General features: G+C 57.1%; 19 protein-coding genes and 2 tRNA genes. 10 read left to right on the plus strand and 11 right to left on the minus strand.

The genetic code is table 11. The features are described from left to right. Positions 1-120 precede the first annotated feature (120 nt). A complete protein-coding gene (locus MARLIPOL_RS16290; RefSeq protein ID WP_036192196.1) occupies positions 121-915 on the plus strand; it encodes a substrate-binding periplasmic protein in 795 nt (264 codons plus the stop codon). A 7-nt stretch (positions 916-922) separates the two neighbouring features. Here MARLIPOL_RS16290 and MARLIPOL_RS16295 read toward each other — a convergent pair whose 3' ends face one another. Both MARLIPOL_RS16295 and MARLIPOL_RS16300 read right to left on the minus strand, forming a co-directional pair. Beyond that, positions 923-3,409, minus strand: coding sequence for an ABC transporter permease (locus MARLIPOL_RS16295; RefSeq protein ID WP_012139404.1), 2,487 nt, complete (start codon positions 3,407-3,409; stop codon positions 923-925). Further along, positions 3,409-4,101 carry an ABC transporter ATP-binding protein gene (locus MARLIPOL_RS16300; RefSeq protein WP_012139405.1) on the minus strand — a complete coding sequence of 231 codons (693 nt, stop codon included), beginning with the start codon at positions 4,099-4,101 and terminating at the stop codon, positions 3,409-3,411. The genes MARLIPOL_RS16295 and MARLIPOL_RS16300 overlap by 1 nt, the downstream gene beginning before the upstream one ends. A gap of 50 nt (positions 4,102-4,151) precedes the next feature. Here MARLIPOL_RS16300 and MARLIPOL_RS16305 point away from each other — a divergent pair, with 50 nt between their 5' ends. Next, the gene (locus MARLIPOL_RS16305; protein WP_012139406.1) at positions 4,152-4,793 is read left to right on the plus strand and encodes an arylesterase; all 642 of its coding nucleotides are present in this window, start codon (positions 4,152-4,154) and stop codon (positions 4,791-4,793) included. Between the two features lie 6 nt (positions 4,794-4,799). On the opposite strand, the gene MARLIPOL_RS16310 is transcribed toward MARLIPOL_RS16305, so the two are convergent. Then, a complete protein-coding gene (locus MARLIPOL_RS16310) occupies positions 4,800-5,804 on the minus strand; it encodes a YheT family hydrolase (protein ID WP_012139407.1) in 1,005 nt (334 codons plus the stop codon). Between the two features lie 70 nt (positions 5,805-5,874). Here MARLIPOL_RS16310 and MARLIPOL_RS16315 point away from each other — a divergent pair. After that, positions 5,875-5,950 (plus strand) — tRNA-Asn (locus MARLIPOL_RS16315). A gap of 57 nt (positions 5,951-6,007) precedes the next feature. Here the strand turns inward: MARLIPOL_RS16315 and MARLIPOL_RS16320 are convergent. Then, entirely contained in the window at positions 6,008-7,297 is a 1,290-nt protein-coding gene (locus tag MARLIPOL_RS16320) for a M18 family aminopeptidase (RefSeq protein ID WP_012139408.1), read from the minus strand. Positions 7,298-7,493: 196 nt separating this feature from the next. Between MARLIPOL_RS16320 and MARLIPOL_RS16325 the strand changes: the two genes are divergently transcribed. Together MARLIPOL_RS16325 and MARLIPOL_RS16330 are read left to right on the plus strand one after the other, a co-directional pair. After that, complete coding sequence (locus MARLIPOL_RS16325) at positions 7,494-7,976, plus strand: hypothetical protein (RefSeq protein ID WP_012139410.1); 483 nt, start codon at positions 7,494-7,496, stop codon at positions 7,974-7,976. 109 nt (positions 7,977-8,085) lie between these two features. Further along, complete coding sequence (locus MARLIPOL_RS16330) at positions 8,086-8,688, plus strand: outer membrane beta-barrel protein (protein WP_012139411.1); 603 nt, start codon at positions 8,086-8,088, stop codon at positions 8,686-8,688. Positions 8,689-8,789: 101 nt separating this feature from the next. Here MARLIPOL_RS16330 and rlmKL read toward each other — a convergent pair whose 3' ends face one another. Further along, entirely contained in the window at positions 8,790-10,964 is a 2,175-nt protein-coding gene (gene rlmKL, locus MARLIPOL_RS16335; RefSeq protein ID WP_012139412.1) for a bifunctional 23S rRNA (guanine(2069)-N(7))-methyltransferase RlmK/23S rRNA (guanine(2445)-N(2))-methyltransferase RlmL, read from the minus strand. A gap of 334 nt (positions 10,965-11,298) precedes the next feature. Between rlmKL and rmf the strand changes: the two genes are divergently transcribed. After that, positions 11,299-11,511, plus strand: coding sequence for a ribosome modulation factor (gene rmf, locus MARLIPOL_RS16340; RefSeq protein ID WP_036192202.1), 213 nt, complete (start codon positions 11,299-11,301; stop codon positions 11,509-11,511). A gap of 211 nt (positions 11,512-11,722) precedes the next feature. Here the strand turns inward: rmf and MARLIPOL_RS16345 are convergent, their stop codons facing one another. Then, on the minus strand, positions 11,723-12,742 hold the full coding sequence (locus MARLIPOL_RS16345; protein WP_012139414.1) for a quinone-dependent dihydroorotate dehydrogenase: 1,020 nt from the start codon (positions 12,740-12,742) through the stop codon (positions 11,723-11,725). A 410-nt stretch (positions 12,743-13,152) separates the two neighbouring features. Between MARLIPOL_RS16345 and MARLIPOL_RS16350 the strand changes: the two genes are divergently transcribed. Further along, positions 13,153-14,313 carry a cation diffusion facilitator family transporter gene (locus MARLIPOL_RS16350; RefSeq protein ID WP_012139416.1) on the plus strand — a complete coding sequence of 387 codons (1,161 nt, stop codon included), beginning with the start codon at positions 13,153-13,155 and terminating at the stop codon, positions 14,311-14,313. Here the strand turns inward: MARLIPOL_RS16350 and MARLIPOL_RS16355 are convergent. After that, the gene (locus tag MARLIPOL_RS16355; RefSeq protein WP_012139417.1) at positions 14,310-15,809 is read right to left on the minus strand and encodes a RimK family protein; all 1,500 of its coding nucleotides are present in this window, start codon (positions 15,807-15,809) and stop codon (positions 14,310-14,312) included. The two genes, MARLIPOL_RS16350 and MARLIPOL_RS16355, sit on opposite strands and share 4 nt — an antisense overlap. Positions 15,810-15,996: 187 nt before the next feature. Between MARLIPOL_RS16355 and rimI the strand changes: the two genes are divergently transcribed. Then, positions 15,997-17,115 (plus strand): ribosomal protein S18-alanine N-acetyltransferase, encoded by a 1,119-nt coding sequence (rimI, locus tag MARLIPOL_RS16360; protein WP_012139418.1) that lies wholly within the window; start codon positions 15,997-15,999, stop codon positions 17,113-17,115. A 3-nt stretch (positions 17,116-17,118) separates the two neighbouring features. Here rimI and uvrB read toward each other — a convergent pair whose 3' ends face one another. Beyond that, positions 17,119-19,152 (minus strand): excinuclease ABC subunit UvrB, encoded by a 2,034-nt coding sequence (gene uvrB, locus MARLIPOL_RS16365; protein WP_012139419.1) that lies wholly within the window; start codon positions 19,150-19,152, stop codon positions 17,119-17,121. Between the two features lie 210 nt (positions 19,153-19,362). Here uvrB and MARLIPOL_RS16370 point away from each other — a divergent pair, with 210 nt between their 5' ends. Then, on the plus strand, positions 19,363-20,547 hold the full coding sequence (locus MARLIPOL_RS16370) for a pyridoxal phosphate-dependent aminotransferase (protein ID WP_012139420.1): 1,185 nt from the start codon (positions 19,363-19,365) through the stop codon (positions 20,545-20,547). A 70-nt stretch (positions 20,548-20,617) separates the two neighbouring features. Continuing rightward, a tRNA-Asn gene (locus MARLIPOL_RS16375) sits at positions 20,618-20,693 on the plus strand. Between the two features lie 242 nt (positions 20,694-20,935). Here the strand turns inward: MARLIPOL_RS16375 and pyrF are convergent. From pyrF to MARLIPOL_RS16390, 3 genes are read right to left on the minus strand one after another with little or no spacing between them, the layout of a single operon-like run. Continuing rightward, positions 20,936-21,646: an orotidine-5'-phosphate decarboxylase gene (gene pyrF, locus MARLIPOL_RS16380; protein ID WP_012139422.1), complete on the minus strand. Its 711-nt coding sequence runs from the start codon at positions 21,644-21,646 to the stop codon at positions 20,936-20,938. Between the two features lie 34 nt (positions 21,647-21,680). After that, positions 21,681-22,850, minus strand: a complete 1,170-nt coding sequence (gene lapB, locus MARLIPOL_RS16385; protein ID WP_012139423.1) for a lipopolysaccharide assembly protein LapB — start codon at positions 22,848-22,850, stop codon at positions 21,681-21,683. After that, positions 22,850-23,152, minus strand: coding sequence for a LapA family protein (locus MARLIPOL_RS16390; RefSeq protein ID WP_012139424.1), 303 nt, complete (start codon positions 23,150-23,152; stop codon positions 22,850-22,852). Before MARLIPOL_RS16390 ends, lapB begins: the two co-directional genes overlap by 1 nt. Positions 23,153-23,178 lie beyond the last annotated feature (26 nt).

Genomic DNA, 23,178 nt, shown 5'->3' on the forward strand with positions numbered 1-23,178 from the left:
AATATTTGCAAAACATATACATCAAATCATTGAAAAGGCCTTACAGAAACGTAACAATTGCCGAAAAGCTGGCAAGGATGTGCCGGGTTAATTTTTTTCCGACATCAGAGCCATCCTTTTATGCCAAATCGAACATCCGGCCTTCCTGTCCTCCCCCCTGTCGCGTCAATCCTGCTACTCGTTATCGCCTTTATATTGTCAGCTCCGGTATTCGCGGACGACATCGCTCCGACGAAAAAAGCCAGAACTCTGCATTTCAATGTGTCTCCCAATGGCTATCCGCCGTACCTGATCGTAGATGGACAAGAACCTTCGGGCATTATGTGGGACGTCGTCACGCTGATCGCGGATCGTATTGGCTATGAGGTTGTTCCGGAGCAGATTCCCCGCAAACGCGTGGACACGATGTTGCTGGAGGGCTACATAGATGCCACTTCGCGGGCCATCGAATGGACGGACAACCCGGAGCAGTTCCTTTTTACCGATTCCATTGTCGAGGTCGAGGAGGTTGTTTTCATCCCCGCCGACTCTGACCTGACATATCAGACGACGGAAGATCTGTTCTCACGGACCGTGGTGACTCACCTTGGCTACTTCTACCCTTTGCTGGAGTCTCATTTCCAGTCAGGCGCGATCAAGCGCTTTGACGTCTCCCGCGACCGGGACATGTTCACCTTCTTGCTCCACGGAAATCGCTTTGATGCCGCTATAGCTGATCGACTGGTCGGTCAGTGGATCCTCCGAAACGAGGGTTGGCGTGAAGACTTTCGCATCTCCAAGGAAAGTCTCACCAATTACGGCTTCCGCCTGATGCTTCGCAAGGACTGGACAGCGTTTGCCCGGTTATTCAACGCCGAACTGGCCAACATCCGTGCAAACGGAGAACTGGAAGCCATCCTCTCCCAGTACCGCTGAGGCCGGATTACTCCAGGCGCCGCAGTAACAACATCGGGGAAACATTCAGCACCGGTCTGAGCTGCCAGCGTCCGAACAGCGCGAGAACCACTGCGCTCAATAGAGGTATCGGCAACACGATCGCCCAATGCCACTGGAACTCTCCCTCAAACATCCGGAATTGCAGAGTCCAGACCGCAGCCTCTGCCGCGGTTACGCCCAGGACACCAGCAAACAATCCCAGCAATGCGAACTCCAGCATGGTGCTTCGCACCAGCAGAGACTGCCGCCCACCGAGTGTACGCAGCAGGGCTCCCTCCCGCTGACGGTCCCGGAGGGTGGCACTGACCACCGCCGCCATGACGACCAGGGCCGCAGCCAGAATCAGCGCCAGAATGGCTTCAATGGCCTGGGTTACCTGCCTGACGATGTCCTGTATACGCTCGATGATGTGATCTATCTCCAGCACCGAGATTGTTGGATACTGACGGGAAAACTCATTGAGGGCATTCTTGTTGCCGGGTGACAAGTAGAAGCTGGTAATCCAGGTGGCCGGCATCTCCTCCAGCCCGCCGCCTGGCGGAAAGGCCATGTAGAAATTGGGCTTCATGCTGTCCCACTGCACCGTGCGAATACTGGTAACCGCCTCGGTGACTTTCTCCGATCCGATGGTAAAGGTCAGTTCATCGCCGACTTTCAGGCCCAGCTTTTCCGCCAGCTCCGCCTCAACGGAAACACCGCGGGTCTCGCCCGGACTGAACCACTCACCCTCCACGATCTCATTGTCTGCCGGCAGCGACTCCATCCAGGTCAGGTTCAGCTCCCGGTTCAGGGCGCCTACCCTCTCGTCTTTGCTGACCGCTTCCTTGACCGGTTCCCCATTCAGTTCGGTAAACCGGCCACGCACCATGGGATACAGCTGATCCAGCGGTTGCCCCCGATCCTGCCAGAAGGCGTCAACGTCTTTGACCACGTCAGGGGCAATGTTGATCAGAAAGTGGTTGGGCGTATTTTCCGGTAATTGGGCCTGCCAATCCGCCAGCAGCGAGGTTCGAACCAGAATCAGCGTCGCCGCCAGCATCAGCGTCATGGCGAACACGGCAATTTGCGACAGGCTGGCCCGGCGATGCCGGTAGAGCCCCACCAAGGCCAGGCGCCAGGCATTGCCACCACCACTGATTCTGCGCAATCCCAGCACCATCAGCCACCCGAGCAATGCCAGGGTGCCCAATAACAGGATCAGCCCACCCAGCAACGCCAGAACCAGAGACACTTCGCCGGCATACATCCACACCAGCCCGAAAATCGCCACCAGGGCAACAATCAGGTCGGGCAGCGCTTCGCGACCGGATTCTCCGGGCTGGGAACGCAATACACGCATGGCCGGTACGTTGCGTAAGCGCCGGATGGGCGGATAGGCAAAAGCAAACAGGGACACCAGAGCCGTCAGCAGCGACGGCGCCAGTGCGGCAGGATCGAGCTGGTAATCCACCGGTCGTTCCAGCACATCGCTGAGCAAGCGGGACAGCAACCAATACAGAGGCAACGCAATCACCAGCCCCCCGACAGCGCCGGCCAGCCCCCAGAGGCCCAGGCGTTGCAGGTACAGCCTGCCAATGCCCTGACTGCTCACCCCGAGGGTTTTCAGCAGTGCCACGGTGTCTCTCTGTGACAGCGCATACTGACGGCTGGCGACGGCTACCGCGACAGCCGCCAGCATGACCGCCAGACTGCCGCCCAGCAGAAGGAATCGCTCGGCACGCTCCAGGGATCGGGAAAAGGTTTCGCCATCCCGTACCCCCTCCCACTCATGGCTCGGCTCGAGTTGCGGCTGCAACCAGCGATAGTAGCCTTCCAGTGCCGCTTCCTCACCGGCAAACAGGTAGACATATTCCACCCGGCTGCCTTCCTGTATCACGCCAGTGTCCGGTACGTCGTCGGCGTGCATCATCACCCGGGGTGCCAGGGCCGACAGGCGGAAGCCGCCATCGGGTTCGCGCACCAACAGGCCGGATATTTCCAACTCAAGATTACCGACTTCCAGGGTGTCGCCCACACTGGTGTCCAGCAGCCGGAGCAGTCGAGGGTTGATCCAGACTTCACCCGGGCCCGGGCCTGACGACACCAGTTGCCGTGGTTCATCCGGGCCCAGTTGATATTCGACCTGGCCACGCAACGGATACTCGTTGCTGACCGCCTTGATTGATACCAGCTGGAAAGTATCCGCGCCGAACACCATGGTAGAAAATTCCACCATCTGCCCGGTTTCCAGTTGGCGATTCTGCGCTTCCGCCAGCCAGGCGTCAGGAATGGGGCGACCGTTTTCAGCTTCCAGTTGCCGGTCCGCCGCCAGAAAGGAGCTGGCCGAGGATACCAGTGTTCGTTGTAGCTGGCTGGCGAACAGCGCAATGGTGGCCACCGTGGCAACGGCAATCATCAATGCCGCCAGCACAACGCGAACGTCCCGTTCACGCCAGTCGCGGCGTATGGACATCAGTTTACGGGAGGCCACCATCAGATGACTGGCTCCTCGTCGGTGCGGGTATCGGGTTCAGTGAGAACGCCCGCCTCTATACTGAACTGGCGGCCACAGCGCACGGCCAGGTGCTCGTCGTGGGTCACCATCACCAGCGTTGTACCCTGCTCATGGTTCAGTGCCATCAACAGGTCCGACACTGCCTGCCCGGTGCGGTTGTCCAGGTTGCCAGTGGGTTCGTCCGCAAACAGCACCACCGGATCCGAGGCAAAGGCCCGGGCAATGGCAACCCGCTGCTGTTCACCGCCGGACAGCTGGCGCGGCGTATGGGTGAGACGCTCGCCAAGGCCCACGCGCTCCAGCAATTCCCGCGCTTTTTTCTCCGGAGCCTCATGCCCACCAAGTTCCAGCGGTAGCATCACGTTCTCGAGCGCTGTCAGTGCCGGCAACAATTGGAAAGACTGGAATACAAATCCGACCCGTTGTGCACGCAACCTGGCACGCTCGTCCTCGGACAGCTTGCTGATGACCGCTCCGTCCAGTTCAACGGTCCCCTCTGTGGGAGTATCCAGCCCGGCCAGCAACCCCAGAAGCGTCGTTTTGCCAGACCCGGACCGCCCGACAATCGCCACCGACTCACCTCGATTGATTTCCAGACTGACCCCCTGCAATATCGTCAACGTATCAGTCTCCAGACTGACACGGTGGGTCAGGTCACTGACTTTCAGCATGGGTTCGTTCACAGTGTCTCCAACGAGATTAAGTCTTTAACGGGTTGTCTATGGATACGGTATTTTTACGTCTGAGATCAATAGTTTTCATCGTTTTTCTTTGTGTCTTCACACAGAGTCAGGCTGATGAGAGTCCGGCATCCAATACCTTGCTGATTGTTGGAGACAGCCTGAGCGCGGCCCACGGCGTTCAAACCGAAGAGGCCTGGGTGACCCTGTTGCGTGGCCGCCTGGATGCCGAGGGCCTGGAAAACTGGGAGGTCGTCAACGCCAGCATCGGTGGAGAAACGACCGACGGCGGGCTCAGACGCCTGCCGGAACTGCTCCAGAAGCACGATCCGGAGGTTGTGGTTATCGAATTGGGCGGCAACGATGGGCTGCGAGGTTTCCCGCCAAATGTGATTGAGAAAAATCTGGCCAGAATGATTGAGCATGTCCGTAATGCCGGCGCCCACCCGTTACTGGTCGGCATGCAGATACCGCCCAACTACGGTGAACGCTACACCCGGATCTTTGCCGGCATATTTCCGAAACTGGCGGAGCGGTACGACACCGGTCTGGTTGAGTTCTTTCTCGAAGGCATCTACGACCAGGACGGTATGATGCAGCCTGACGGCATACACCCTTCTGCTGCGGCCCAGAGCCAGTTGCTGGCCAATATCTGGCCCGAGCTGGAGCCGCTGCTGAAATAATCCGGGTTATCCCGCCACGGTCTGGATATGAGCTATGGCCCGGCGTTCAGACCAGTAGTAGCCGTCCCGGGCGTGCTCTACAAACCCTACATGACCACCCCAGCGCGGCGCTTCCAGACGAACGTGCTGCCCCAACAGCTCCCGCGATTCCGGAAAGCACTGGGGAGACAGGAAGGGATCATCAGCGGCGTTCACCATCAGTGACGGCACACGGATATCCCGCAGCTTACCGAGAGCAGAGCAGCTGGCCCAGTAATCCCGGGCATCACGAAAGCCATGCAATGGCGCTGTGTAGCGGTTATCAAATTCGTGAAAGCTACGAATGCTATCGAAGCCGGTTACATCTATCAGATCCGGAAAACGCCGGGCTTTCTCTTCCATCTTGATATGCAGATCCCTCAGGAATCGCTGCATGTAGATTTTCCGGCTGGGTTTGGCCAATTCATCCGCACTGCCCGCCAAATCACAGGGCACGGAATAGGTAACCGCACCACAGATGCGGCTGTCCACTCTCTCCGACTGTTGACCCAGGTACAGCAGGGTCAGGTTACCACCCATACTGAAACCGGAAAGGAATAACGTCCGATAGTCCCGCGACAACCCGTGACGCACCACGCGATCCAGATCTTCCGTGGCACCACTGTGGTAGAACCGGGGCTGCAGGTTCATCACTCCGCCGCAGGAACGGAAGTTCCAGGCCAGCACATCCCATCCCGCCGTCAGCAGCGCCCGGGTCAGCCCAAGCATATACGGCCTGCGACTGTGTCCCTCAAGCCCGTGGGACAATATTGCCAGCCGGTCACTGCCCTGTCGGTACCAGTCCAGGTGCAATTCGTCATTATCGCAGGTGGTGAGCACCTCCCTTTCTGGCTCGGCCAGAGTCACCTTGCGAAACAGCGTTGGCCACACCGATTGCAGGTGACCGTTACGAAGCCACGGTGGTGGCTGATAACGGAACACCCGTTTACCAATATCCGGCGGCACGGGATGGGGAGCAGACTGGTAGTACAATTTTTAACCTTTTAATTCAGAGGGTTGACCCCAACGAATAAAGCCCTTATTATTCGCGCCACTTAGCTGTTCCCCGATAGCTCAGTTGGTAGAGCAACGGACTGTTAATCCGTTTGTCGCTGGTTCGAGCCCAGCTCGGGGAGCCACTTATTCCGAAATGCCGCTGTTTCTTCTGAAACCAGCGGCATTTTTCGTTCAGGACCTCAGAAAATCTGAGGTCGCTGCATAAATGCCTGCATTACACGATACAGTGTATAACCGTCTTCCGTTCCGGTCATCTCACGAATCGAGTGCATACCCAGCTGAGGCACACCGATGTCGAGCGTCGTCACCCCCAGATTCCCGGCTGTCAGCGGTCCGATGGTGCTGCCGCAACCCATATCACTTCGCACAACGAATGTCTGGTAGGGCAATCCCAACTCGTCACTGATATGGCGGTACACCCCGGCGGAACGACTGTTGGTGGCATAACGCTGGTTGTGGTTGACCTTGATCACTGGCCCCTGATTGATCAGCGGACCGTGGTTCTCGTCGTGGCGGTCCATGTAGTTGGGATGGATGCCGTGGGCGTTGTCCGCCGAAATCATCATCGAGCGCGCAATGACTCGGGACTTTTCTGTCCCACACCAGCGATCCAGAAGAGCTGACAGGAATGGCCCCTGGGCACCTTCCGCCGACACACTTCCCACCTCTTCGTGATCATTGCAGACCAGCAGCGTGGGCTCATCAGCGGAGGTGTCCAGTAATGCCTGGAGACCAATGTAACAGCTCAGCAGATTGTCCAGCCGAGCCGAAGCAATGAACTCGTCCCGTAACCCCACAAACGAGGCACCGCGGGCATCGTAAAAGCTCAGTTCATAGCCCAGCACCTTGCGAACCCCGATTCCGGCTTCGGTGGCTATCTGACGCTCCAGCAAGGAAGCAAACGTTGTGGTATCAGAATCCGGCACCTGCATCATCACCGGTGGCAGGTCAGTCTGGGCATTGATGGAGCGGTTGCTGTTAGCCTCACGGTCCAGATGGATTGCCAGGCTGGGAATAAACGCAACCGGCTTGCTGAAGTTAACCAATACATCCTTCACGGTACCGGCGTCGTCAAGAACGGTAACACGGCCAGCAAGCGACAGATCACGGTCAAACCAGGGGTTCAGTAATACGCCGCCGTAGACTTCCACTCCGACCTGGAAAAACCCCTTACGGCGAAGCTCCGGGTTGGGCTTCACCTTCAGACAGGGACTGTCTGTGTGAGCGCCGACCATACGGATGCCGCTTTCCACAACCTCTCCCTTGCCGGTACGAAACGCCACAATCGAAGAACCGTTACGGATTACGTAGTAGCCCTGCCCCTTCTCCAGCGACCACTCGTCTTTCTCATCCAGCTCCGCAAAGCCAGCCTCGTCGAGGCGGGCCTTTATGGTGGCCACCGCATGCCAGGGGGTTGGGGAGGAATCGAGAAAATTCAGCAAACCGTGATTAAACTGCGCGTGTTCCATGATGCTCCTGATTAACTGATAATACCGCCAACAGTATGGCATGAAGCCAATAACCGTCATACTGCTAACCAAAGTTCGTCGGATTACGGCTTCGCCTAATCCGACCTACGGTGGAGCCGCCGACACGCAAACGTAGGTCGGATTAGCGCAGCGTAATCCGACATAGACACGAACTAAATGGCACCGGGAGTTTACCTTGCCGCTACCACGATTTCTCGACATCGAATACTGCCAGACCGACGACACCCTGTTTCCCACCGCCATGTCCTGGTCACTGGAAGACGGCCGCCTGAAAACCGTTGTCATTGCTCCGGAAGACAGCTGGATCCCCGAAGACGGCGACCTGGGCGACATCGACCTGCTCTACCTGGAAGAACAGGGCGTGCCACTGATCGAACTGGCACGGGAACTCCATCAGGACCTGCCAGACCAGACTGTGTTCACCGATGGCATGGACCCGGATGAAATCCTGGTGGACCTGATCTTCACCGCGGTCAGTATGGAAGCCCCATTCGAAATCGCCCCCATTACCGAGCTGATCACCACCTCCGATACCGACAGACTTGAAGACCGCCGCCGCCAACTGCTGTTTGATGAGGGATTGGAGCCCACACAATCAGAAAACGGCGTTTATGCCCTACTCCTGCTGGCCCGCGAAGAAGGCCTGCTGGAAGACTAAGAGAGTAATCCGGGGTTCCCTGAGGGAAGTGTGACGCGGGTCGACGTAACACACCGTTACAGAAGGCAGAATCTGCCCGTACCCGCAATCGTCAGGAAAGCCCATAACAATGAACAAGGTGTTGCGACAAGCTCTTCCGGCAGCCCTGCTGCCCATCGCACTGCTCGGCGCTGATCTCACCTCGGCCGAGGAGAAAGCCCGCGAGGACATGCACTACGTTGGCGTTTACGCCACCGCGCTGAACCATCGCAGCATCGGCGAAATCAGCAACGACTCCGCCTGGGGCCAGACTGGCACACTCGTTGTTGGCGGGCACATCACTGATCTGTTCCACGCGGAAGTTCGCGCCGGCGGTGGCTACAAAGATGCCAAAACCGGCGACCTGACCCTCTCCATCGACTACTTCGCCAGTTGGTACCTCGGGTTACATTATCCCGTCACCAGCTACGCCAATGTCTACGCCCAGGCCGGTTTCTCCCACATCAGCGGCGACGCCGAACTGGCCAACGCCGATGCGGACGAAAACCGCCAGTTCCGGGATATTGAGGGAGACTTCCCCGACAGCAGCTTCAGCATCAGCTGGCTGGCGGGGGTGGACTTTGAAGTGATCGACAACGGCTACCTGGTGTTTGAAGGTGGCCGACTGTTCAAGGATACCGGGTCAGGTGCCAACACCTTCCAGTTCTCTGGCGGGGTTCGATACGAGTTCTAGTAGGTCGGATTAGCGCAGCGTAATCCGACAAGATATATGGCAACAATCATGCAGGCAAAGGTGTCGGATTACGCTGCGCTAATCCGACCTACGGGTTAAATTCACACTTTATGGCGAATATGCCAGCACCGATGAATCCGCGCATTACGCTGGAAGTCCTTGTCGATGGTGTCCCGTGACACTTCCTCAATGGCAAATTCCTGCTCCAGTGCCTCATCCAGCTTGAAGCGTCGGAAGTTGTTGGAGAAGATCAGCAGCCCCTCTGACGTCAGTCGCTGCATTGCCTGACGGACCAGCTTGCCATGATCCTTCTGGATATCCAGCACCCCGGCCATCCGGGCGGAATTGGAAAACGTGGGTGGGTCCATGAAAATCAGATCGAACCGCTGGTCCGGAGTTGGCTTCGCCGCCAGCCAGGCCAGACAATCCGCCTGCTCCACCTTGTGATGGCGGGCATCGATCCGATTTAGCGCCAGATTGTCCTCGGCCCACTTCACATAGGTCTTCGACATATCCAGGCTCAGGGACCGGCTCGCGCCACCAACCGCAGCGTGCACCGTTGCCGCCCCGGTGTAACAGAACAGGTTCAGAAAGCGCTTGCCAGAGGCATGCTGCTGAATCCAGTGCCTCACAGGACGATGATCAAGGAACAGACCGGTATCCAGATAATCCTTGAGGTTTACCTTCAGCGCACAGCCATGCTCGTGAACATTGAAAAACTCACCGCTGGCCGCCTGCTTCTCGTACTGGGAAGTGCCTGACTGTCGCTGGCGGTGTTTGCACACTATGTCCTCCCGCTCAACCCCGAGTGCGTCGGGAATGACTGCCAACGCTTCCGCCAGCCGCTCCCGCGCGGAGCGTTCGTCCACCGATTTGGGCGCAGCGTATTCCTGGACGTGAACCCGCCCGTCATAAATATCGATGGCCAGGGCAAATTCCGGCATATCTGCATCATAGAGTCGATAGCATTCAATGCCCTGCTTGCGGGCCCATTGACCAATCGTCTTCAGGTTCTTCTTCAGCCGGTTACGCAGCATTGCCGCCCGTTCTTCATTGGCGATGCGAGGTTGAACTTCACCGGGTATTCCCGGCTCCCGGGGTGTCATCGCGCTGGCGTCGTCTACCGAGAACAGCAGCAGTTGCGCCGGCAGCTTGGCGTTAAACAGGTTGTACTGCTTGTAGCTGCGCAGGCCGACGGATTTGCCGAACTCTGGCGCGCCGGTAAATACCCCCAGTCGCCAACCGGGCACCGCAGCCTTCACTGCCTCGCCCAGAGAACGGTAAAGCGCCCCCAGCTCCTTACGCTCGCTCAAACGCTCACCATAGGGAGGATTGGTCAACACCAGACCCTGCTCAGCCCATTCGCCGTCAAGGGCAAGGTCTTCGACCGATCGACATTCAACATGAACCAGGCCGTCCAGCCCCGCACGTTGGATATTTTTCCAGGCGGTGGCAATGACACGGCTGTCCTGATCGTAGCCGGCAATACGGGGCAGCTCGCCCTGCTTGCCTTCGTGGGCACGGCGTTCGGCTTCCTGGCGCAGTTGCAGCCACAACTCCGGCAGGTGGCCGGGCCACGTCTCAAAACCGAACCGGTCCGTGTTCCGACCAGGAGCAATATCCAGCGCCATCAATGCTGCCTCGATAGCCAGCGTGCCGGAGCCGCACATCGGATCAATAAAATCGCCGCCAGCTTTGACCAATTCCGGCCAGCCCGCGCGTAACAGCAGTGCCGCCGCCAGGTTTTCCTTGAGCGGGGCAACCCCCTTCTCGGTACGGTAACCACGCATATGAAGGCTGTGGCCACTGAGATCCAGCCCCAGAGACAGGCGACCACGGTTCAGGCGCGCTGAAATAGTGACATCCGGTGTTTTGGCATCCACTGAGGGTCGCTGCCCGCTGCTCGATCGCATGCGGTCAACAATGCCGTCTTTAACCCGCTGGGCACCGTACTGGGTGTTTCGAATCGCCTCATTCTGTCCCAGGAACATGACCCGGAAGCTGCCATTGGCCGGGACGTGCTGCTGCCAGTCCAGGTGCACCACGCCATCATAGAGCTCGTCGCCGCTGGTGGCACTGACCTCGTCGATGTGAAGAATGACGCGGTTCGCCAGCCGCGACCAGAGACACGCCCTGTAGCCGCTTTCCAGGGGCCCTTCTGCCCACACGCCAGCAGGCGCATTTCGCACTGGTTCCATACCGAAGGTGCGAAGTTCATCCGCCAGAAGGTACTCGACGCCCTTCGGACAGGTTACGAAAAAGACAGAATCAGACAAGTTCTACTCCCGGGAGTTTCGGTATTCGGCTAACTGCATGGAAATGGCGCATTTTCTCTGGATCAATACACCTTCGTTATGTCACACAACTATAAGAGAAGCTTCATATAGATGAAATAATTAGTGTACATCGGCGCGATGTTCGACTTACCTTGTATGAGACGCGTCGTTCGGGAGAGCTTACGAGCTTCTCCGTTAACAGGATCCTGACTGCTCTGGCCGGAACTGGCAATAGTGAGTTACCCCACTTGGTTTGTTCTTGGGGGCAACCGCATGCCAGGGCTACAGCAGAAGTGTACACGCTTGTTCTGTTAATCCATCAGTGAGGAACGGCATGAAAAGACAGAAAAGAGATATGTACGCTCGTGCATTCAAACGGGGTTATCTGGCCGGTGTGTCCGGTAAATCCAAAGACAGCTGCCCGTTAGAGCAAATGGAAGTCCGCCAGGAATGGTTAAACGGGTGGCGAGAAGGCCGCACAGATCAATGGGAGGGCATGACCGGTGTATCCGGCATCCATAAGCTCGCAAATGTCACCACCGCGTGACGCAGTCCATTAACCCCGATCTTTAATCTGATCTTTTAACACATACAATTTGACGCAACATTCAGAATAACCCAAACGGGTCCTCCCGACCCGTATCATGCGAAGAAGCGCCACGGGGTTTATTCCCCGCAAGGGCCCGCTCAGCGGGCCCACCTTCGTTCTGGGCCCAAAGAAATCCTGCGCCTTTTTTACCACTCCCGAAATTTCCGGCTCACTGCAGCTTACGAATCGCCTCGACGGCCTCTTTGATTAATGCCGGTCCCCGGTATATGAAACCGGTATATATCTGGACCAGTTTTGCCCCTGCCTGAATCTTTTCAGCGGCACTCTCGCCGTCTGTGATTCCGCCCACGCCGATGATGGGCAGATCTTCGCCCAGTTCCGCGTACAGCCCCTTAATCACCCTCAGGGAAGGCTCACGCACTGGCGCTCCACTCAGCCCACCGGCTTCATCCGCATGCGGGTGTCCCTGGACCGCATCACGTCCGATGGTTGTATTGGTAGCGATAACGCCATCCAGCCCCGAGTTTCGCAACGCTTGTGCAACAAACCGGATTCCCTCGTCGTCCATATCCGGTGCGATCTTGACCGCGATGGGAACATAGCGTGAGGTGTTGGCAACACATTTGCCCTGTTCGTCCTTGACGGCATCCAGCAGGCGCTTCAGGGAATCTCCGAACTGAAGATCCCGCAGCCCGGGTGTGTTCGGCGAAGAAACGTTCACAGTGATATAGTCAGCCCGGGAATACACGGCGGCGATACCCTTACGGTAGTCCGATTCGGACTCTTCATTGGGAGTGTCCTTGTTCTTGCCGACATTGATGCCAAGGATGCCTTGATACCGACGCTTGTCTATCCGGGCAAGCATGTGCTCGAGGCCTTCATTATTAAAGCCCATGCGATTGATGATGGCCTGATGTTCGGGCAACCGGAACATGCGAGGCTTCGGGTTGCCAGGCTGAGCCAACGGCGTCACGGTTCCCACTTCGATGAATCCAAAGCCCAGGGCGCCGAGGGCATCCAGATGGTCGGCATTCTTGTCCAGACCGGCAGCCAATCCCACCGGATTGGGAAACTCCAGCCCCATAACATTCACTGGGCATGCATCAAACTTCGGAGCCAATGCCTTCAGCAATCCAAATCGGTCGGCCAGGTCAAGTCCGGAAAGTGCAAAGTTGTGGGCCTGTTCCGGGGGCAACCGGAATAACAGATTGCGAATAGCGCCGTACATCGAAAAAACTCCTTGCGTTTGGGTGACGCGGAGTATACCGGAAGTTTTCCACAGCATCTTCCAACTTACTTATTTCACCCGTAAATGCCTGTAACGTGGACGTCTCGTAAGCTTTTCCACGGTTTCTGTGGATAAACCTGTTGAAAATCGAGGGGCAACGGTTGCTATCCCTTGATAACTGCGCCGGTCTACAGATTGATCATTTTTTGACCAGTTATTTTTTTCTTTGATATCATAGTCTTACAGAGTATTTGCATTACGGGCCAACACATAAGAACAAAACGTTACAGATTCACCGTTTTGTCACCATGTGCATAAATCGTACAGAGGTACCGCTTTTTACCCTTTTGCTCGGAAAGCACTCCATTACCGCTATAATGAGCCCAGAACTTACCGGAGATTGCCACGAAATGTCCCTACACCAGAAAGCGTCAGTTCACCACAGTGCCAATCTGGATGCGGAACGACAGGCCGCTTCACGGGTGACAGTCATTGGTATGATCCTGGATGCAGTGCTTGGCGCCATTAAAGTCATCGCCGGTGCTCTTTTCCATTCCCAGGCCCTGATCGTCGACGGCATTCATTCATTCAGTGACGTCGCATCGGATTTAGTGGTTCTCGGAGTAATGCGATTTTCACGTCAGGCGCCGGATCAAAACCATCCATACGGCCACCAGCGCATCGAAACCATTGGCACCCTCGCTCTGGGCAGCATTCTGATTGCCGTCGGCGCCATTCTGGCCTGGGATAACATTCTGCGCCTGTTTGCTGGCGGCGCCGATCATGTGCCCGAATGGCCGGTGCTGGTCGCTGCTGCCGTGTCAGTTGGCAGTAAAGAGTGGATTTATCGCTACACCCGGCACGTCGGTCAGGCAATACGGTCGGATCTGATTATTGCTAACGCCTGGCATAGCCGCACAGACGCATTTTCCTCCGTCATTGTCCTATTCTCCACCATTGGGGCAATGGTTGGTTTTATCTGGCTCGATATTCTGGCCGCAGTGGTGATTGCGGCCATCGTTATTCACATCGGCTGGAAATTCACCTGGGACAGTGTCAAGGAACTGGTTGACACCGGACTGTCGGCGGAAGACACCCGGATGCTGAAGATCATTGCCAACGATACCGACGGTGTACGTAACGTACACGAACTCCGCAGCCGCCGGATGGGACATGACATCCTGCTGGATATCCATTTAGTGGTGCGCCCGGAAATCAGCGTATCGGAAGGTCATCAGATTGGCATGCAGGTGGTGTCCAACATGCGGGACGCCCTCGGCAACATTCGGGATATCAATTTTCACATTGACGCCGAACACGATGAGGACCACCCACCCACTTCGGAACAGCTTCCCTCCAGGCAGGAAATTGTCGACGTTCTCACCAGACACATGGGTGAATTGCCGTCCCACACCCGTCTGCGCCTGCACTATCTGAAGAATAAGGTGCACATGGAACTGTTCTTTGATAACCGGGAGCACGAGCCAGCGCTTGAAAACAGCGAGATCAGAAAACAATTAGCCCACTATCCCTGGTTCGGAAGCCTGCGCACCTGGTACGGCGCCCATTAACGGCGCCGGTTATCTTCCATGCGGGAAAGGAATTCCTGCATGATCAGGGTGTAGAGCTCACCACCCAGGAAACGGTCCTCGACACCCGCATCGATGCTGGGGTTATCGTTGACTTCAATCACCGCGACCCGGTTCCCGGACTGCTTGATGTCGACACCGTAAAGGCCATTGCCGATCAACCGCGTCGCATTCAGGGCGGCCTGAATCACATTTCGCGGTACTTCATAGGTCGGCATGGTCTCGAATCCGCCGCTGTCCACTTCGGCTCCGCCGTGCTGATAGATTTGCCAGTGGCCTTTCACCATATAGTATTTGCAGGCATAAATGGCCCGACCACCCAGTACGCCGATACGCCAGTCGTAATCGGTGTAGAGGTATTCCTGGGCCAGTACCAGGGCCGATTGTTTGAAGAGCTCCTTCAGGCCCGCCTTCAATGATTTCTCATCTACCGCCTTGGTTACCCCTCGCGAAAAGGCGCCGTCTGGAATCTTGATCACCGCCGGAAAGCCGAGCTCGCGGACCACCTGTTCCACGCTGTCTTTCTGGTCTTTCGACAGAATCAGGGTCTTGGGAGTGGGCACCTTGTTGTTCTTGAGCAGATCGGCAAGGAACACCTTGTTGGTGCAGCGCAGGATCGATACCGGATCATCAATCACCACCATACCCTCGGCTTCTGCCTTGCGGGCAAAGCGGTAGGTATGGTGATCAATCGCCGTGGTTTCCCGGATGAACAGGCCATCGTATTCCGGCAGGCGCATATATTCACGACGGGTAATCTGTTCCACATTGATACCGAGTTTGCGTCCGGCCTTCTCGAAACGGCTGAGTGCCACCTTGTCGCTGGGTGGCATTTCCTCTTCCGGATTAACCAGCACTGCCAGGTCAAAGCGATAGCGCCGGCGCGTTCGGGGTTTGCGCCAGACCATGCTGCTAAAGCGATCGAAGGCCGTGGCGAAGACGTCCTGCTCTTTCTCATCCAGGTCCGCCGGTGCCGCCGGCTTCATGGATTCAATCTGCCAGGCCTTGCGGCGTTTGAAGACGATTTCCAGGATCGGGCACGGAAAGCGCTCAAAAAGAGCGCGGGCAACCGGCTTCAGGTCTGGGTGCTCCGCCTGGCCAAAGTACGTGCGGATACGCACTTCGTGTGTGGCGTGGCGTTCGTCGCTAGCCGGATCAATCTCGGATCCGGCCGCTTCCAGCCAGTTAATAACGCTGGCATCCAGCTCTTCCAGCTCCAGGGAAAACAGCCCCTTGCGGCTCAGGTCGTTCAGGGTCATCACGGATGGAACCACATGGTGACCACGGGCCTCCGCCAGCAGGGAACAGTAATAGCCCCGGCTAAGATACTTCGCGCTCTGACACAGATTAATGACCCGCACCCGACTGGAAGGCGGCGCGGAAAATTGAAGGTACTGATCAAAGGTGAGGACATCCTCACTGGGATAATACGGGGCCCAGTCTTTGGCGCGATCCACAACGATGAGCAAACGGGACATGACATCCCTCCCTGGAGGTAAGAACAGACAGAATTCCGGCAACAATACGCCTGCCCCCATACCCGCACAATCCTTTCAGGATGCGTGCTTTTACGCATGGTTGCGCTTGCCGGACTCTCTACCATAATAGCCTGATACGGGAAGCACGCGAGCACACCCGGCCACGATGTACCAAGGCACCACGTTTATGTCCGATCTGACCCTCCGCCAAGCCACCCAGGATGACCTGGACGCCTTGATACAGCTGGAACACCGCTGCTTCCGCGAGGACCGACTCTCCCGGCGGAGTTTCCGGCGTTTCCTGGAAATGCCCCGGGACCGGCTGATCATTGCTGAATTGGAAAACGAGCTGGTGGGCTACTGCCTGGTTCTGATGAGCGCCGCGACCCGACTTGCTCGCATCTATTCCATCGCCGTCTCCCCTGACATACGAGGCCGGGGTCTTGGTGAAAAGCTGGTGCGGGAAGCTGAAAAGGAGGCCGTGGAAGCAGATCGCATCGTGATGCGACTGGAAGTACGGGAGGACAATGCCGCTGCCATCAATCTCTACAGGCGCCTCGGGTATCGTCAGTTCGGAACCTACCGGGACTACTACGAGGATCACGGCGACGCCCTGCGTTTCGAGCGCCGTATCCTGTTCTATGAACCGTCCCGTGAGTTCCCGCAGGTGCCCTACTACCCGCAAACCACCGAGTTCTCCTGTGGCCCGGCAGCATTGATCATGGCGATGGCAACCATAGACCACCACCAGCCTGTAACCACCCTGGAAGAACTGAAACTGTGGCGCGAGGCCACCACCATATTCATGCTTGCCGGCCACGGCGGCTGCGGTCCCCACGGCCTGGCGCTGTCCGCCTGGAACCGGGGCTTCCATGCCAGTGCCTGGATCAGCAAGGAAGGCGCCCTGTTCAAAGATACTGTCAGAAATGACGACAAGAAACGGGTACTGGAACTGGTGCACGAGGGTTTTTTGCACGACATTGGCCAGACCGGAATTCAGCTCCATCATGACCCGCTGACGCTCGACGGCCTGGAAAACGCCCTGCACGAAGGCAGCGTCCCGGTGATCCTGATCAGCACCTGGCAACTGAACCGCAGCCGCGTTCCCCACTGGGTTACGGTCTGTGCCATTGACGACCAGTTCGTCTACATCCACGATCCGGAAATCGACGTCGAAGCCGGTGAAACCGTCGCAGATAAACAATACCTGCCCATTGATCGCAGAGTCTTTGACAAGATGTCCCGTTATGGCCGCAATCAGCCTTTACAGGCCGCGGTCATTGTTGGCCCGAAACGACCTGACTAACTACTATCCCGTCCGCAGTGCGGCTTCCTTCAGTTCGGAAATATCATCCCGCAGGCGGGCAGCGGTTTCAAAATCCAGCTCCGCAGCCGCCTTGTACATCTCGTCTTCCAGACGCGCCACTTCCTTGAGGACTTCCTGAGGCGACTTGTTTCCGGTCCTGGCACGGTACTGTTCGGCTTCTTCCGCTGCCTTCTCTCCGGGCCGTTCAGCTCTGCGGCGACCGCGACCACCGCCACCCGCGCCTTCCATGATATCAGCGATTTTCTTGTTCAGGCCCTGAGGGGTAATACCCTGCTCCAGATTATGGGCTTCCTGTTTGGCACGTCGGCGCTCGGTCTCATCAATGGCCCTCTGCATGGAGCCGGTGATTCGGTCACCATACAAAATGGCTTTGCCATGAATGTTCCGTGCGGCACGCCCGATGGTCTGAATCAGTGAACGTTCGGACCGCAGGAAACCTTCCTTGTCGGCATCCAGAATGGACACCAGGGAGACCTCCGGCATATCCAGTCCTTCCCGCAGCAGGTTGATACCGACCAACACATCAAACTCACCCCGGCGCAGATCGCGGATAATTTCCACCCGCTCGACGGTGTCGATATCCGAGTGCAGGTAACGAACGCGGATATCGTGCTCCATCAGGAAGTCCGTCAGATCCTCCGCCATGCGCTTGGTCAGAGTGGTGACCAGCACTCGCTCATTCACTGCAGTACGGGCACGGATTTCCGATAACAGATCGTCCACCTGTGTAGACGCAGGACGAACTTCAATCTCCGGGTCGAGCAACCCGGTCGGTCGCACCACCTGCTCAACCACCTGCCCGGCATGGTCGGCTTCGTAGTTGCCGGGGGTAGCTGAGACGAAGATCATCTGGGGTGCAATCCGCTCCCACTCGTCGAACCGCATGGGCCGGTTATCCAGTGCCGATGGCAGCCGGAAACCGTATTCCACCAGGGTTTCCTTACGGGATCGGTCACCTTTGTACATGGCGCCGATCTGGGGAATGGTAACGTGGGACTCGTCCACCACCAGCAAGGCGTTGGGTGGCAGGTAATCGAACAACGTGGGCGGCGCCTCACCGGGACGGCGACCCGACAGATAGCGGGAATAGTTCTCGATGCCGTTGCAGTACCCCAGCTCCATCATCATCTCGATGTCGTAGCGGGCCCGTTCTTCCAGGCGCTGTGCTTCCACCAGGCGGTTATTGTCCCGCAACTGTTGCAGTCGTTCGTCCAGCTCCACCTTGATTCGTTCAACCGCGTCCAGCACGGTCTGCCTGGGGGTGACGTAGTGGGATTTAGGGTAGATGGTGACCCGGGGTACGCGCCGCAGCACCTCTCCGGTGAGCGGATCAAAATAGCTGAGGTTTTCCACCTCGTCATCAAACAACTCGATGCGGATCGCTTCTTTCTCCGATTCCGCCGGAAACACATCGATCACATCGCCCCTGACCCGATAATTGGCCCGGTGGAATTCAACATCATTCCGGGTGTACTGGAGCTCGGCCAGCCGCCGCAGGATGTCACGCTGATCGATCTGATCACCCCGATCCAGGTGCAACATCATTTTCAGGTAGGACTGAGGATCGCCGAGACCATAGATCGAGGATACAGTGGCCACGATGATGGCATCCGGCCGTTCCAGCAACGCCTTGGTGGCGGACAGACGCATCTGCTCGATGTGCTCGTTGATGGACGCGTCCTTTTCGATAAAAGTGTCCGAGGAAGGCACATAGGCTTCCGGCTGGTAGTAATCGTAGTAGGAAACGAAGTACTCAACGGCGTTGTCCGGAAAAAACTCCCGGAACTCCCCATACAGCTGCGCTGCCAGAGTCTTGTTGTGCGCCATGATGATAGTGGGCCGCTGAACCTGCTGGATCACATTGGCGATACTGAAGGTCTTGCCGGAGCCGGTGACCCCCAACAGCGTCTGGTGTGCCAGCCCCGACTGAATACCATCCACCAATTCGGCGATCGCCTTGGGCTGATCCCCGGCGGGCTGGAATGGTGAATCGACCTTGAACGCACCGTCTTTCATGAGGGCGCCGGTTTCTGAAGTGGCCATGATCGGCAGACAACCTCCACTGAATGGTTCGAATATTCTATTGCTGCATACTACAGAGAAATTTATCGTTGCGCTGGCTTCATGGTACCATCACTGCGATCGACGACCGCCCGCAAACCAACCAGAACAACTGGATGCCGGCGCATCGGAGCCCTATCAGACGCAGCTTTAAGGAGCGCAAGTTTGGACCTTCAACTTTCCAGCCGAGTACAGGCAATCAAGCCCTCTCCCACCCTCGCTGTCACCAACAAAGCAGCCGAATTACGCGCTGCTGGCCAGGACATTATCGGCCTCGGTGCCGGCGAGCCGGACTTCGACACCCCTGAACACATCAAACAGGCAGCCATGGAGGCCATTAAGAACGGCCAGACCAAGTACACTGCCGTAGATGGCACGCCCGCGCTGAAAAAGGCGATTATTGCGAAGTTCAAACGGGACAACGGCCTGGAATACGAAGCCAACCAGATTTTAGTAAGCAGTGGTGGCAAACAGAGCTTTTTCAACCTCGCCCTTGCCACACTGAATCCAGGTGATGAAGCCATCATCCCGGCGCCGTACTGGGTCTCCTACCCGGATATGGTGCTGGTCGCTGAAGGCCAGCCGGTCATCATTGATACCACCGCTGACACCCGCTTCAAGATCACCGCGGAACAGCTGGAAAACGCCATTACCGATCGCACCCGCCTGTTCGTGATCAACAGCCCGTCCAACCCCAGCGGTATGGCCTATACCCTGGAAGAGCTGCAGGCCATTGGTGAGGTGCTGAAAAAACACCCGCAGATCATGATCGCCACCGACGACATGTACGAACCGATTCTGTGGACCGGCAAGCCGTTCTGCAACATCCTGAACGCCACCCCGGAACTTTACGACCGCACGTTCGTTCTGAATGGTGTATCCAAGGCTTACTCCATGACTGGCTGGCGTATCGGCTACGCCGCAGGCCCGGCAAAAATCATCGGCGCCATGAAGAAGATCCAGTCCCAGAGCACGTCCAACCCGGCGTCGATCTCTCAGGCCGCCGCACAGGCTGCCCTGGATGGCCCGCAGGATTGCGTGAGTGAGATGGTCACAGCGTTCAAGGAACGTCATGACTGGCTGGTAGAGGCCCTGAACAAGCTGCCTGGCGTAGAGTGTCTGACTGGTGACGGAACCTTCTATGTGTTCCCGAGCTTCCAGGGCGCTATCGATGCCGACAGCAGCGTCAGCACCGATGTTGAATTCGCCGAGAAGCTGCTGACTGAAGCGGGCGTGGCCCTGGTTCCAGGCTCGGCGTTTGGTTGCCCAGGCCACATGCGCCTGAGCTTTGCGACCAGCATGGATAACCTGAAAAAGGCCATCGAGCGGTTGCAGAAAGCCCTCGGCTAAAAAGTTTTGGCCAGGGGTTGACGGGGCGGTATAGCCACCTTAATATACGCGCCTCGTCACATGACGACGTTCCCCGATAGCTCAGTTGGTAGAGCAACGGACTGTTAATCCGTTTGTCGCTGGTTCGAGCCCAGCTCGGGGAGCCACTATTCCGAAAGCCCGCTAATTCTCTGAGTTAGCGGGTTTTTTCGTTTTTGGCCTTTATGGTTTGTATTCCTGGCTGGATTGGTGGTTGCTGTTTTGGTTCTGCCCTAGCCTGCTTGGTTTGGGGTATGGGGCGATGGGAGCTTTCTCCCAAAAACCGCTACGAGCACCCCTCCGGGGTCCAGCCACACCACTCCCGCCAAACATAAAGGTTAGGGTCGAACTAGAATGCCAGGCACCGAAGTCAGAGGGCCACGATCTCAGAGTGAATAGCCTCCAAAGCCGCCAGAGGGTCAGAGGCCTGGGTAATCGGACGCCCGATAACTAGGTAGTCGGACCCGGCCTTGAGGGCATCCGTAGGCGTCATGATGCGTTGTTGGTCGCCTTTGGCGGCGCTCAGGGGACGGATGCCCGGGGTGATCAGTTTGAAGTCGGTGCCCTGTTCGGCTTTCAGCTTGGGGGCTTCCTGGGCGGAGCAGACGACACCGTCGAGGCCGCAGTTTTTGGTGAGGGTGGCCAGGCGGGAGACGTGGGCCTCCGGGCTCTCGGTGATGCCGATACCTGCCAGGTCATCCGCTGACATGCTGGTGAGTACGGTAACCGCGATCAGTAACGGGCGGTCAGCGCCGAAGGCTTCCAGGCGCTCGCGACAGGCGACCATCATGTTTTCGCCGCCGGAGGCGTGGACGTTCACCATCCACACGCCAAGATCCGCCGCCGCCGCTACTGCTGCGGAGGTAGTGTTGGGGATATCGTGGAATTTGAGATCCAGGAACACATCGAAACCGCGGTCCTGCAGGCCGCGTACCAGAGACGGACCGGAGCGGGTGAACAGCTCCTTGCCGACTTTCAGGCGGCATTTCGCCGGGTCCAGCTGATCCACCAGCGCCAGCGCGGGGTTTTCTGAAGGGAAATCGAGAGCGACGAGGATTTTCGGGTCGTTTTTGGTTTGCACGGTCGGATCCTGCAGATAATCGAATTAAAAAGGGCTATTCGGCTTCCACGCCCTGAATCGGGCGAACGGTTTCCCATTGTTTACAACTGGGACACAGCCAGTGCAGCTGCCGGCCCGAGAAACCACAGCTGACGCATCGGTAAACCGGTCGGTTGGCCAGAATCAGGTGACCGATACGGCTGACGAGACGACCTTCATCAGTCGTCATGCCTTTCTCGTAGCCTGCCATCTCCACCAGACGCAACAACCCCCGGACACTGGGACGAACCTCCAGCTCAAGGCGTAACAAATCAATAGCAGCTGGACGACCGGATGCACGCTCCACCGACTCCACCAGCGCCAACAGCAGGCTGGTGCTCGGCCAGGTTTCGTAAAGCTTGCGGAGTTTTTTCACCAGGCGCCCGATATCGCCGTGCTCATGCTCCAGCTTCATCAGACGATCGACCGCTTCGGAACCAAATTCCGGGTTCTGATCAAATACTTTCAAACTCTGACTCGCAGCTTCCTTGAAACTGCCCTGCCGTACCTGCAACTTCATAATGATAAAGGTGGCCCGGACGCATGATTGATCGTAATCCAGCGCTTCTTTGGCCAGTTTCTGAGCGCCCCAGCGATCATCGTTCTTAAGGGCTTCATCGGCAAGTTCACAAGTGATATAGGCCAGGGTTTTCAGAACGGCAGGATCGGTCTGACCGCTCGTCAGGGTTCTGGCAACCTGAGCTGCTTTCTCCCATTCTTTTTCCTGCTGATACAACTCAATCAGCTGTAATGCCGATTTCCGGCCGTATTCCCGGTCCCCCATCAATTCATGGAGCAACGTTTCCGCCCTATCCAGAAGACCGGCATTCAGATAATCCAGCGCAAGCTCGAACGTCACTTGCGGGGAGAAACGGGTTGGAAGTTCCGGGCGGGCAAGCAGGTTTTGATGAATCAGAATTGCCCTGTCGGTTTCACCCTTGTGGCGGAAATGAGCACCAACAGAAAGATGCAGGCTAACTGTGTCGCGGTTTACTGCCAAGGACTGGACAAAGTTCTCTACCGCCTGGTCGGAGTAGTTGGTAAACAGAAACTGAAGACGATCCCGCACCGACTCTTCGTCTGAAATGGCTTTCTTGGAGCGCCGCGTGGAACTGCCAAGGCGCCCGGCAAACCAACCAGCCGCCACAGCGATTGTCAGAAGCAGCCATTGAAGCACTATGTCCATTAAAGAGTCCGGTCGTTCTCGGCCCTGGATTTCTCCAATGCCTGCTCGGTACGAGCAAGTCGTTTCTCAAGGTTCCGGCGCGAAACAGAGGTTCGAAAAGTCGCCAGCATGGTAATCAGAACACCGAGCAGTGCGCCAATAACAAAGGACATGATAATCCAGACGGCCACACCATGAGGCTGGGTCTCAAAGATCAGGAAATTCAGGGAAACCGCCATCTGGTTATTCAGGGAAAAGACCAGTGCCAGCAGGACCAGGAACAAAATCAACAGAACAATGAGAATTTTCTGCAATCCTGCCATCGATATAAAGCTCCCCAAGGATGGTG

It is taken from the genome of Marinobacter lipolyticus SM19 (assembly GCF_000397065.2).
Classification (GTDB): domain Bacteria; phylum Pseudomonadota; class Gammaproteobacteria; order Pseudomonadales; family Oleiphilaceae; genus Marinobacter; species Marinobacter lipolyticus.

Bases quoted from the DNA above. Each gene is read 5' to 3' on its own strand.
- MARLIPOL_RS16290 (WP_036192196.1), top strand. From the start codon at position 121: ATGCCAAATCGAACATCCGGCCTTCCTGTCCTCCCCCCTGTCGCGTCA.
- MARLIPOL_RS16295 (WP_012139404.1), bottom strand. From the start codon at position 3,409: ATGGTGGCCTCCCGTAAACTGATGTCCATACGCCGCGACTGGCGTGAA.
- MARLIPOL_RS16300 (WP_012139405.1), bottom strand. From the start codon at position 4,101: ATGCTGAAAGTCAGTGACCTGACCCACCGTGTCAGTCTGGAGACTGAT.
- MARLIPOL_RS16305 (WP_012139406.1), top strand. From the start codon at position 4,152: ATGGATACGGTATTTTTACGTCTGAGATCAATAGTTTTCATCGTTTTT.
- MARLIPOL_RS16320 (WP_012139408.1), bottom strand. From the start codon at position 7,297: ATGGAACACGCGCAGTTTAATCACGGTTTGCTGAATTTTCTCGATTCC.
- MARLIPOL_RS16330 (WP_012139411.1), top strand. From the start codon at position 8,086: ATGAACAAGGTGTTGCGACAAGCTCTTCCGGCAGCCCTGCTGCCCATC.
- rmf (WP_036192202.1), top strand. From the start codon at position 11,299: ATGAAAAGACAGAAAAGAGATATGTACGCTCGTGCATTCAAACGGGGT.
- MARLIPOL_RS16345 (WP_012139414.1), bottom strand. From the start codon at position 12,742: ATGTACGGCGCTATTCGCAATCTGTTATTCCGGTTGCCCCCGGAACAG.
- MARLIPOL_RS16350 (WP_012139416.1), top strand. From the start codon at position 13,153: ATGTCCCTACACCAGAAAGCGTCAGTTCACCACAGTGCCAATCTGGAT.
- MARLIPOL_RS16355 (WP_012139417.1), bottom strand. From the start codon at position 15,809: ATGTCCCGTTTGCTCATCGTTGTGGATCGCGCCAAAGACTGGGCCCCG.
- rimI (WP_012139418.1), top strand. From the start codon at position 15,997: ATGTCCGATCTGACCCTCCGCCAAGCCACCCAGGATGACCTGGACGCC.
- uvrB (WP_012139419.1), bottom strand. From the start codon at position 19,152: ATGAAAGACGGTGCGTTCAAGGTCGATTCACCATTCCAGCCCGCCGGG.
- lapB (WP_012139423.1), bottom strand. From the start codon at position 22,850: ATGGACATAGTGCTTCAATGGCTGCTTCTGACAATCGCTGTGGCGGCT.
- MARLIPOL_RS16390 (WP_012139424.1), bottom strand. From the start codon at position 23,152: ATGGCAGGATTGCAGAAAATTCTCATTGTTCTGTTGATTTTGTTCCTG.